General features: G+C 41.6%; 5 protein-coding genes. All 5 read right to left on the reverse strand.

Features of this window, described 5'->3' with window-relative positions:
* Positions 1–14: 14 nt before the first annotated feature.
* On the reverse strand, positions 15–2,042 hold the full coding sequence (locus tag GUA46_RS07170) for a gliding motility-associated C-terminal domain-containing protein (RefSeq protein WP_176619911.1): 2,028 nt from the start codon (positions 2,040–2,042) through the stop codon (positions 15–17).
* A gap of 495 nt (positions 2,043–2,537) precedes the next feature.
* A complete protein-coding gene (locus GUA46_RS07175; protein WP_176619912.1) occupies positions 2,538–4,475 on the reverse strand; it encodes an OmpA family protein in 1,938 nt (645 codons plus the stop codon).
* Positions 4,476–4,486: 11 nt separating this feature from the next.
* Positions 4,487–5,461, reverse strand: a complete 975-nt coding sequence (locus tag GUA46_RS07180; RefSeq protein WP_176619913.1) for a PorP/SprF family type IX secretion system membrane protein — start codon at positions 5,459–5,461, stop codon at positions 4,487–4,489.
* Positions 5,462–5,480: 19 nt separating this feature from the next.
* A complete protein-coding gene (locus GUA46_RS07185; RefSeq protein ID WP_176619914.1) occupies positions 5,481–9,524 on the reverse strand; it encodes a gliding motility-associated C-terminal domain-containing protein in 4,044 nt (1,347 codons plus the stop codon).
* A 189-nt stretch (positions 9,525–9,713) separates the two neighbouring features.
* On the reverse strand, positions 9,714–12,491 hold the full coding sequence (uvrA, locus tag GUA46_RS07190) for an excinuclease ABC subunit UvrA (protein ID WP_176619915.1): 2,778 nt from the start codon (positions 12,489–12,491) through the stop codon (positions 9,714–9,716).
* Positions 12,492–12,699: the final 208 nt, after the last annotated feature.

The raw sequence follows: 12,699 nt of genomic DNA on the forward strand, positions 1-12,699 counted from the left end.
TTGATTGCTATGTTTTATCCTCGATTAATGTATAGGTAGCCTGTATATTCAGCTTCTCCAGGATTGGTTTCTGTAAATGTGAGAATGTAGAAATAGGTGCCACTGGGTAATTCTTCGTTCTTTCTTACAGTAGTTCTACCATCAGAAATTCCATAGAACAGGTCAGCATCGGTACCATAGCCTTCTTTCTCGTAGACCATTACGCCCCACCTATTGAATATTTGAAGCTTATTTTGAGGATAGATTTCTATCCCTTGGATAAAGAAAAAGTCGTTGAGCCCGTCTTCATTGGGTGTAATCCCATTAAAAATTTCAAAGGCAAGCGGTTCTATAGGTTCTTCAGGGTTTTCGGGATTCCCTCCATCTGGGCAGGCATCCACAGGAATATTAATTATGGTAGGTTCGTTTTCATTATAGCTGTCGTTGTCGGATAAATCATCATACTGAACATTTAAACCGAAAAGAGACGAAGTAGCGCTGGCTTGATTTACAAATGATCCTGCATCAATATCTGCTTGTTGAATTTCGTAGGTGGTTTCATAGGTCCAGACTTCGTCAGGGGAGAGGATGCCATCGTTATTTTCATCACTTATGGGCCCGTTAATCACACCTCCTAACAACTCATCGGTAAGCACAACATTTACCATGGCAATATCGGTAAGGTTGACAATACTAAAGTTGTAAAGGATACCTTCGGCGCATTCATTATTATCACTATCAATAAGTGCCCCTTGTTTGATTAGCCCTAAACCAGAATCCGGGTCGGGACTGCCATCCGTACAAGTATTTTCGGTTACAGTTGTTCTTGTGGGGCTATCTTCAAATAGGCTATCATCATCCGAAAGGTCTTCAACCAAGGCATCCAATGGCGTAAATCCGGAAACGCTTGCCTGGTTTACTACTGCACCATTGTCGATATCCTCTTGCGTTATGGCGTACAAAGCCAAATAAGTCCATGTCTCTCCAACGGTAAGAACTCCATCATCGCCTTCGTCCGATCCATCAATTGGTCCGGTGATTTCTCCGCCCAATAGGGGGTCTACTAGAGTTATCCCATCCAAATCGGCATTGCCGGTATTGGTCAAGGTAAACGTGTACAGAATACTATCCAAACATTCGTCTCCGTTAGAATCTACCACCAAGCCTTCTTTTATAAGTCCCATATCCGGGGTTTGGCAGTGGAGAAGACTGACCACGGTTGGGGAGTCATCAAATGGATCTTCAAAATGAGATAAGTCGCTTACCGTTACATCAGGTTTACCGTTTACATTACCTGTAACCTCTGCTTGATTTTCCACCATTCCATTGGCTATATCTTCAGGTTGTATCTCATAAACGGATTGATAGACCCAAGTTTCATTTAAATCCAGCTTGCCATTGGTATTACTATCACCTTCTTCTGGCCCAACTATTTCACCGCCCAAAAGAGGATCTATCAAGATTAGATTTTCTAATACTTGTTCTCCTTGATTTGTAACGGTAAAGTTGTAAAATATGTAAATACAGCCTGCTCCGCCCTGGTCCAAATCGTTTGTGGAAAACCCTTGTTTTACCACAGCAATTCCACCTTGGCAAAAAGTTAAATCTATTTCGCTGGTGTCTTGGTCGGAAACAGTTTCCCCTGGTTGTCCTTCTACATCGGCGTTAACAGTAGCTTCACTGTTTACCTGCCCACTATTGATATCTATGGATTGGATTGAATAAATGGCAGAATATTCCCAGACCTCACCAACATCCAATAAATTATTATTGTTATCATCTCCACCATTAAAGGTTATTAAATCACCTAATACTGGTAGGGAATGATTTAGATTTAGGTTGGTAAAAACCTCTCCATTGGTACTGGTGTTGGTAACAGTATAAGTGTAAAGAATATAATTACAACCTGGACCAGCATCAATATCTTCGATGGCAATACCTGATTGCTCCAAGGTAATGGATGGTACAAGTGGGAGGGAAGTACTTTTTGGTGTGTAAGCCAACCCTTTTACATATGAACCTATTGCCAAGAATAATATGGAAAGGCGTAGTATGGTATTCATACTTGAGGTTAGGTAAGACCGGTTTAAGTTCTTATTTCTCATTAGGAAAAATTTGATTAGTTATTTAAGAGAAAATTGGTTTGGTTTCATGTATTGGAATCGAGTCAAAATAAGTAAGACAGAAAACTAATTTTCTACGCAAAAGAAGTGTATCTAGAGCTTAGTTTGAGGTGCCAATTGACGATACCCCCATTTGAATTTATGAATGGGCCTTTTGAATTGATATTCGAATAAAGTGTAGCTTTTAAAGAGTATCAAATGCGCAAGAATGTTGCGCTTAACTGATTGTATTTCAGTAGGGAAAATCTATAAAATGGTGTGGGCGATATGGCGTTGTGTTTGTGTAGTTTTTCTAATTGTATAGTTAAGTAGATATGAGAACTGCCTTCTTTCCTATTTGTAGAAAGAAGAATAAAAAATGGGGCACAGGGTACCCCAGTATTTTAACTCTTGAACCAAATCAAAACATAATTTAAACCCTTTAATACAGAAGATTTAATTTTTGATAATGAACATGGACCTTCGGTTAAGCGCATGTTCATCCTCAGAGCATTGTACACCGTTAGAACAATGGTTCAATAACATGGATTCTCCATAACCTTTGGCCGTCAATCTGTCCTTTGCAATCCCTTTTCGTATAAACCATTGCATGGTTGCCTGGGCACGTCTCTCCGATAAACGCAGGTTAAAGCTTGAACTAGATCTGGAATCCGTATGGGATTCAATATGTATTTTTAACTGTGGATACTCTTTTAAGGCTTGTAGAATTTTGGCCAGTTCCACTTCAGCATCCGGCCTGATGTTATGTCTGCCATAATCAAAATAGATGGGTTGCAACGTTAACCTACATCCTAAATCATCTTCGGGACACTCGGGTGGAGTGAGTTCCAAGTCGGTTTGAACCACATCGGAACCTCTTGGGGTAGTCACGGATTTTTCATTCTTCTCGTAATCACGGTACGAGGCTTGCACTGTGTATTTTTCGGTACAGTTCAAGAAATCACCAAACCTATAACTTCCTTGCTCATCCGTTTTGGTCTCTGAGACTACTCGTCCATTTTTATTGAGCAATTGCACAGTGGCATTTTTGAGCGCTTCGCCTGTTTTTCCATTGGATATGATACCTTGAATAACGATTTCACCGCAGATCTCCCAAATCCTATAAATGTCATCGGAAACACTGCCATCATCACCATCTCGGTTAGAAGACATAAATCCAATTTTTTTATCTTCCTTTATAATGAATCCAAAATCGTCTTTATTGGAATTTATAGGCTGTTTTAGGTTGGTAACCTCTTTATAAGCTCCTTCATTGTTGAGGGAGATTACAAAAATATCAAGTCCACCAAGTCCTAAGTGTCCATCACTGGAGAAATAAAGATTATTGCTTTCGGTAACATAGGGAAAAGCTTCTCTAGCTTCGGTATTTATTTTTGTACCCAGATTCGTAGGAGGGCCATAACTTCCATCATCTAAAATATCCACATACCAAATATCTGATTCCCCAATGGTTCCTTCCATGTTAGAAGAAAAATAGAGACGTTTTTCATCATAGCTCAAAGTAGGGTGGGCGATAGAAGATGAATTATCATTGAAAGGGAGTTCTTCGACATTTCCCCAAGTTCCATCATCCATTTTAATTGCTTTATACACCTTAAGATTCACCAATTTGTCCCTATTCTTTCTTTTTCGTCCATTTTTATAGTTGTTTCGGGTAAAATATACCGTTTGGCCATCTTTGGTGAACGTAGCGCTGGCCTCATGGTATGGAGTGTTTATTTCCCCTTCCAAAGGTTTAGGTTTTGTTAACCTCCATTCCTCGTCCAATTGTGCTTCATAAAGGTCAAGGTAGGGGAGTCCGGACCAATCATGGGTTTTATTGCCCATGGTATTGCCCGATGCAGTTGCATAAACCAGTTTGTCCTCTCCATAAAAGGAGGGGCCAAAATCCGAATTCGTTAGGAGTTCGGTCACATTGTAAACTTCAAACTCTTTGGATTTAAAATCAACAAGACTGTCTAGCGCCGGATAATCGTTCATAAAGTTTTTTGCTAATTCCGTATCTGCGGAAAGGCTTGCAAATCGCCCCATCATTTTCTTGGATTCTTGATATTTTCCGGTACTTTTTAGGCTTTGGGCTGTTCTGTAGTAGTAAATAGGAGGAACGTTGTTCGGGTATTTCTCCATTAGTTTTTCGTACCACGTTAAGGCATCGGTATATTCACTGTTGAAATAATAGGTGTCCCCTAATTTTTGAAATACTTGGGGAGATTCAAACCCTTCCTTAACCACGTTTAAATAGATTTCCCGAGCATCTATATAGGAGTAGGCTTCAAATACCTCATCTGCTTTTTTAATGTTCTTTTTTTGGGCATTCATAGGGCAAACCATTACAATTGCCACTACAATTTTTACAATAGTCTTTAGGTACATGAAAGTTTTATTTAGAAGAATCTTGGGGTTAGGATTTTCTCCAGTCTGTTAAATACATCAAAACGGATAACAGCTTCGTAGGAGCCACTGCTATAGTCTTTTATGGTTGTTGAATCATAATCATAAGCCAATCCTATAAACAAGGATTGCGATATTTGAAATCCGACCAATCCACTAATGGATGAATTCCACCGGTATGAGACTCCCAACGTAATTTTTTCATTGATCAAAAAGTTGGCGGAACCGTCCCATTGCAGGGGAGCACCGCTAACAAACTTGCTCAACACCGCTGGTTTAAACTTAAGGTTGGGGCCAATATCGAATACATAACCAGCTATGAAAAAGTAGTGCAAGCGTTCTATTGCTATGCTTTCCAATTCGTTGTTTTCCAAAGAAGATTCATCAAAATGTTTGGAATTGAGAAAATTGGGAACGGAAAATCCAGTATAAAACTTTTGGGTATGATAATATATACCTGCACCTATTTGTGGCTGTATTTTATTATCCACCGTACTTTGAAAAAGCGGATCATAATTTTCAAAAATGGTCAGTTTGGAATAATCTACATCCAACACATCCATTCCCGCTTTCAAACCAAAGGATAGTTTACTGATATCATGACGATCCAATTGAATAGAGTAGGAGTAATCTATATTCGCATTCGACTCGGTGGCCGGACCAATTTGGTCGTATACGATGGATAGTCCCAAGCCCATGTTTTTTGAAGGACCTATTGGTGAACTTACCGTAAAGGTGCCCGTTCTAGGGCTTCCCTCTATATTCACCCATTGTACGCGTCCCAAAACCCCAAAACTCAATACTTCCCTTGATCCGGTATAGGCAGGGTTCACAATTTGGGTATTGTATAGGTATTGTGTGTATTGTGGATCTTGTTGCGCATTAATGGTTTCAAAACAGGAGATTAGTAGCATTGCTACGGTCCAAATGGATTTTTTTTTATAAAATGATTTTATATTCAAGTTCATTATTTTTTAAATACTTCTGTTAATCCCTATTTATGTAGATGTATCCTGAATAGCTTTCCTCTCCAGGATTGTTTCCCTTGAAGAAGAGCGTATAGAAATACGTGCCACTCGGAAGTGTTCTATCCTTCGCTATTGTGGCTTTTCCTTGGGAAATTCCTCTAAATAAATTTTCGCTCAATCCATAGTTCTCAGTTTCATAAACCAGTGAGCCCCATCTATTAAAAATCTTCAGGACATTGTTGGGATAGTTTTCGATATTGCTGATTCTGAAGTAATCGTTAACACCATCACCATTTGGAGTCATTCCTGTATAGATTTTGAACCCTGAATTGTCCGGTCCAGAGCCATCGGTATCACAAAGGAATTCAGGAATTGCCGTGCTTGTTGTCTCATCCTCGAGCAAGCTATCATCATCAGATTGGTCAAAAACTTGGATTCCCATACCAACCGTAGTGGCTGTAATGTTTGCTTGATTGTTTACAACCCCGTTTGCAGTATCCTTCTCGGTAACGGTATAGATTGCTTCATAGGTCCAAGACTCTCCTACGGAAAGTACTCCATCTCCATCGATGTCCGAGCTCTCCATGGGCCCAATAATCTCTGTTTCCAACAATTTTTCATCTGTAATCACTAGTTGCTCCAGATTTACGGAACCTGTGTTGGTAGCTGTAAATATGTATCTAATGCCATCTGGACATTCATCTCCATCGGTATCTGCTAGTACCCCTAGTTTGATTAAGCCTATAGATGGTCCTCCATCGATACATGCATCAATTGGAATTAATGTGTTGGTGGAATCATCTTCTGAAGTACTATTGTCGTCTGAGAAATCAATGACCTCCTCATCATTACCAACTGTAACGGCGGTTACTGTAGCTTGGTTATTGAAAGAGCCCATATCGATATCGATTTGAGAAATCCCTTTGTAAGCTTCAAATGTCCAACTTTCCCCTGCAGATAGGATTCCATCATTTCCATCATCACTTGAATTGATCGGTCCTGAGATTATACCTCCCAGTTGGTTATCTACTAATTCAATTGATTGTAGATCCACATTTCCTGTGTTGATTACACTGAATGAATAGAGTATGGTTTCAACACAACCATCCATATTTAAATCAACTAGAGAACCTATTTTGATAAGTCCTATTGATGGCACAGGTACCTCATCACACAGATCCACTGGCAGTGGTGTGCTGATATTGTCGCTATCGTTGACGGGGGTGTCGTCCCCCACGGATAGTGCCGTTACATCGGCCTGGTTGTCCACTGATCCTTGGTCTATGTCGGCCTGCACCAAGGCGTAGGTGGCCTGGAATACCCAGTCCTCGCCCACGGATAGGATGCCGTCGTTGTTGTCATCCTCATTGGCCAACGGCCCTATCACTTGCCCACCAATTTTGTCATCGTTTAGCACGATGGTGTAAAGATCCACGTTCCCTATGTTGTTGACGGTAAAGGTATAGGTGATGCCGTCGATACAGCCATCGCTGTCCTGGTCTACATCGGCCGCTCCCTGTTTGATGACCTGTATGGCTGGCGCCGGTGCGCATAGGTTTACGGGCAGTGGTGTGCTGATATTGTCGCTATCGTTGACGGGCGTGTCGTCCCCCACGGATAGTGCCGTTACATCGGCCTGGTTGTCCACTGATCCTTGGTCTATGTCGGCCTGCACCAAGGCGTAGGTGGCCTGGAAGACCCAGTCCTCGCCCACGGAGAGCACGCCGTCGTTGCCCTCGTCCTCGTTGGCCAACGGCCCGGCCACTTGCCCGCCGATCTTGTCATCGTTGAGCACGATGGTGTACAGGTCGACATTGCCGGTATTGGTCACGGTAAAGGTATAGGTGATACCGTCGATACAGCCATCGCTGTCGGCGTCCACATCGGCCGTTCCCTGTTTAATGACCTGAATGGCCGGAGCCGGTGCGCATAGGTTTACGGGCAGTGGTGTGCTGATGTTGTCGCTATCGTTGACGGGCGTGTCGTCCCCCACGGATAGTGCCGATACATCGGCCTGGTTGTCCACGGAGCCCAGGTCTATGTCGGCCTGCACCAAGGCGTAGGTGGCCTGGAAGACCCAGTCCTCGCCCACGGAGAGCACGCCGTCGTTGCCCTCGTCCTCGTTGGCCAACGGCCCGGGCACCTGTCCGTTTATCTTGTCATCGGTAAGGACAATGGTATGCAGGTCCACGTTGCCGGTATTGGTCACGGTAAAGGTATAGGTGATGCCGTCGATACAGCCATTGCTGTCCTCGTCCACGTCGGCCGTTCCCTGTTTAATGACCTGAATGGCCGGTGTTTGGCAACTTGATAGATCTACAGTTGTTACTTGGTTCTCTAGGATATTGTCGTCATCTGAGTCATCTTCAATACTGAGTCCCGGATAATTCAATACATCTGCGGTTACTTTTGCCTGGTTATCTACTTTACCTGTATTTATATCATCCGTGGTTATATCGTAAGTAGCTGTATAGGTCCATACTTCTGATCCGTCCAGTATATCATCTCCATTATCTCCAAATGGCCCGTCAATGACAAGTCCTGGAAAGTTTAAGTCGGCCAATACCACATTATTTAACAAAAGGCCAGTGTTTCCTTGATTTACCACTGTAAATGTATAATCAATAGTCAAACAGTCCGGGTTTACAATACCTTCTTTAATGAGAGAGATACGGGGCATACACCCAGAAAGGTCTACCACAGTAGGACGATCTAATTTTTCATTTTCAAAATCCGAATCATCTTCAACATCAATACCAGTTCCTTGATAATCCATCGAACCGGTAACGCGAGCTTGATTAACAACCTCTCCTGCTAACATATCAGCATTGGTTATTGCATAAGAACCAGTAAACACCCATACCTCTGCGGGACTCATTACGCCATCACTATTGGCATCTGATTGGGGACCGTTAATGGCCATAAGCGGAAAGGTCTCGTCCACAACGTTAACTCCTTTTAGGGGATTTGTTAAGTTATTTCCCTGATTGGTCACAGTAAAGGTGTATAGAATTTCTTCACAACCAGGGACTACTTGTCCGGTTTTGATTAGACTAATGCTGGGAGCACAAGCAGAGAAATTGATAATAGTGGGATTGTCCGCATTAAGATCTATAGGATCCGAAACATCTGAGACCAAAACACTTGCATCTTGTACAGTAACTCCTTCCACATAACCTTGGACCAATATTTCACCTGCGGCAACTTCTGCTGCTGAAGGGGTGTAGTTTTCAGTATAGATCCAAATTTCTCCAGGATCTAAAACGCCAAACGGAGAACTGTCTCCCGAAATCGGAGCTATAAATTCATCACCGTTCTGGCCAAATACCACTATACTTTCAAAGGTCTCTCCTGGAATTGTGCTAGTGTAATGAACCTCGTAAGTAATTTGGACAAAAGCGCAGCCACCATCGTTTCCTCCTATATCTTTGGTAACTCCGTTCAAAAGCATGCTAATACCTGATCTACAACTTATTTTGGTTGTTGTGGGTTGGTCCAAGTTGATATCGGATGGGTGAGAGTCATCACTAACAGTAGTTCCGAGACCAACTACTGTTGTTTCCACATGTGCTTGGTTTAACACCGTTTCGGCAAGCTTATCCGCCTCCGTAATAGGTTTAAATGCTTCAAAGAACCAAACTTCTCCTTCATCTATTTGGTTGTTGTCATTGGTGTCACCACTTACTAATGGTCCAACAGTAATATCGGGACCCATATCAATTACCAAAGAATTCCCATCAAGTGATTCATTGTTAGTACTTGTGTTGAACACCCGTATTACATACCTTATAGTGGTACAACCTGGAGAATCGTTGTTGGGTGTCAAGGTGCTGCTTCCCAGTGTTATGGCAATTCCTGGGGCAAAAGTGTTTTCGGCTTCCAAAGACCTTGTTATGGTATTCAGAGATTTTTCATCCGAAACGCCTACTATAAAATCTATGGATTCTTGAAATTTGTCTTTTTTGGGAGCATTATCAAACAAAACCGAGATAATACCAACTAGAATAAGAAACATAAATAGGAAGTCCTGTTTCTTTACGGGGGATGATTTGGAAAAGAGCATGGCTGTATGAGTTAAGTTCTAACCCACGATATTAAGGAATCGACCTAATTATTTATTAGGTCAATTGACGGATGCCCCAAATGAATTGATATATGGGCATTATGAGTTAACCGATTTTTATACACCTTGGTATAAAATCAGTTTTTTAGACTTGAAAAAGCAGCAGTTTAAAGATTGAAAAAGTTATTTCTACAGCTTTTCCTTTACATATTTGGCCGTGTATGATTTTGTGTTTTTGATGATTTCTTCGGGAGTTCCTTCAACAATTAAATGACCTCCCTTTTCACCACCTTCCAAACCAAGGTCGATGATGTAATCAGCACATTTGATGAGTTCTATATTGTGTTCGATTACAATTACGGAATGTCCTTTATCTATAAGTTCATCAAAAGACTTGAGCAATTTTTTGATGTCGTGGAAATGAAGTCCGGTCGTTGGCTCATCAAAAATGAACAATGCCTTTTCTTTGGTATGCCCTTTTACCAAAAACGAGGCAAGTTTTATACGTTGGGCCTCACCACCAGAAAGAGTAGAGGAGGACTGCCCTAACGCAACATAACCTAATCCGACATCTTGCAAAGGTTTTAACTTGTTTACGATTTTGTCTTGTTGGTGGATGGAAAAGTGTTCAACGGCATCATCAATGGTCATGTTAAGGATGTCGTCAATGTTCTTTCCTTCAAACTGTACTTCGAGAATGTCCTTTTTGAAACGTTTCCCATTACAAGCATCACACTCCAAATGCACGTCGGCCATAAATTGCATCTCAACGGTAATCTCGCCTTCACCCTTACATTTTTCACAACGCCCCCCATCAACATTAAAAGAAAAATGTTTGGCCTGATAACCTCTTAGTTTGCTTAACCTCTGTGAAGCGAACAAGCTTCGGATATCATCGTAGGCCTTTATATAGGTAACGGGGTTGGACCGTGATGAACGGCCAATCGGATTCTGGTCCACAAACTCCACATGTTTGATGTGGGCATACTTGCCTTCCATTGCCGAAAATTGACCTGCTTTTTCTCCATACCCCCCCGTTTCCTTTAATATGGATGGATACAGAATTTTTCTGACCAAGGTACTTTTTCCGCTCCCTGATACTCCTGTGATTACCGTAAGCACATTCAGAGGAAAGGTAACATCTATATTTTTAAGGTTGTTTTCGCGGGCTCCCTTAATTTGAATATAATGTTTGGAATTTCTACGCTCTTTCGGAACTGGAATTTCCATAGTTCCGTTAAGGTAAGATGCTGTTAGTGAATCCGATTTAAGGATAGTTTCCCAATTTCCCGTGGCCACTACGTTTCCGCCCAAGGTTCCTGCTTCTGGACCAATGTCAATAATTTCATCGGCAGCCTTCATAATGTCTTCATCATGTTCTACCACAATCACGGTGTTGCCCAGGTCACGAAGGGATTTTAAGACCTCAATCAAATTTTCGGTGTCCCGTGGGTGCAATCCAATACTGGGTTCATCCAAAATATACATAGAACCGACCAAGCTGCTTCCTAACGATGTGGCCAAATTGATACGTTGGCTTTCCCCACCGGAAAGTGTGTTGGACTTTCTATTCAAGGTGAGATAGCTAAGACCTACTTTGTCCAAAAATTCCAAACGCGTTGTGATTTCCTTCAAAAGTCGGTTTGCTATGGCAGCATCATGTTCGGATAGTTGTAGTTCTTCAAAGAACGGAGTCAATTGATCAATAGGTAGTTCAATCAAATCTGAAATGGATTTGCCACCTACCTTTACGTAATCGGCCTCTTTGCGTAATCGCTTTCCTTTACATACGGTGCACTTGGTTTTACCACGGTAACGGGAAAGCATTACCCTGTTCTGTATCTTATAGCTTTTCTCCTCCAGTTGTTCAAAGAACTTGTGGATTCCTATAAAATATTGGTTTCCGTCCCAGACCAATTGTTTTTGTTCTTCGGAAAGTTCGAACCAAGGTTTATGGATGGGAAAGTCAAACTTATAGGCCGAATTCACCAACTGGTCGCGGTACCAACTCATGCTTTCGCCACGCCACGGAAAAACGGCATTTTCATAGACAGATAGTGCCGTGTTGGGAATCACCAAATCTTCATCAATACCGATTACATCCCCGTAGCCTTCACATTTGGGGCAAGCTCCGTATGGATTATTGAAACTGAACAGGTGAACGTTCGGTTCCAAAAACTTCATTCCATCCAGCTCAAACTGGTTACTGAACGCTTTTATCTCGTTAGTTTTAAGGTTCTCGATGGCACACTGGCCCTTTCCTTCAAAAAAAGCATTGTCAACGGCATTGGCCAAGCGGTTGTAGAAATCTTCATCATCCTTTACAATGATACGATCCACAACAAGGTCGAATTCCCTTCCTATATCTTCGGGAGCTTGGTCGATTCTAATAACTTCTCCGTTGTATTTGATACGCGCATACCCTTGCTTGGAGAAGAGTTCCAACGATTTTAGCGGTTCCCGTTCTTCAGAAATAACGATAGGCGCCAACAATAGGAGCTTGTCCCTTTCGTTAAGTTCTTTTATATGATTAATGACATCGGTAACCGTATGCTTCTTTACTTCCTTGCCAGAAATAGGGGATATGGTCTTCCCGATTCTAGCATACAACAACTTTAGATAGTCATATATTTCTGTTGTGGTCCCGACCGTAGATCGTGGGTTGGTGGAATTTACTTTTTGTTCAATGGCAATGGCGGGGGCTATACCTTTAATATAGTCCACCTTTGGTTTGTCCAATTTTCCCAAAAACTGTCGTGCATAGGAGGAAAGGCTCTCCACATACCTACGCTGGCCTTCGGCATATAAAGTATCAAAAGCCAAACTGGATTTTCCTGAACCCGATAAACCTGTGATAACCACCAACTTGTTTCTTGGGATGACCACATCTATGTCTTTAAGGTTATGCAGTTTGGCACCTTTTATGATAATATTCTGCTTGGGATCTACGTTTATATTGATTGCCATTCGTTAAAATTAGGGTCTCAAAGATACGATACGCCACACTTAATACGTATATTGCATCAGTTAACATATAAAAATCGTCAACTCACAACATAGATTTTTAGATCGCCTAGCTATTTATCTATATTTGAAGTGTAATTAAAATCCTGATAGGCCTATACAGAATAATTACTTTTTAAAGATTAAAAACTGAATAACTAAAGTCTTTCTT

This window comes from Flagellimonas chongwuensis (genome assembly GCF_013376415.1).
GTDB lineage: Bacteria > Bacteroidota > Bacteroidia > Flavobacteriales > Flavobacteriaceae > Flagellimonas > Flagellimonas chongwuensis.

Bases quoted from the DNA above. Each gene is read 5' to 3' on its own strand.
- GUA46_RS07170 (WP_176619911.1), bottom strand. From the start codon at position 2,042: ATGAATACCATACTACGCCTTTCCATATTATTCTTGGCAATAGGTTCA.
- GUA46_RS07175 (WP_176619912.1), bottom strand. From the start codon at position 4,475: ATGTACCTAAAGACTATTGTAAAAATTGTAGTGGCAATTGTAATGGTT.
- GUA46_RS07180 (WP_176619913.1), bottom strand. From the start codon at position 5,461: ATGAACTTGAATATAAAATCATTTTATAAAAAAAAATCCATTTGGACC.
- GUA46_RS07185 (WP_176619914.1), bottom strand. From the start codon at position 9,524: ATGCTCTTTTCCAAATCATCCCCCGTAAAGAAACAGGACTTCCTATTT.
- uvrA (WP_176619915.1), bottom strand. From the start codon at position 12,491: ATGGCAATCAATATAAACGTAGATCCCAAGCAGAATATTATCATAAAA.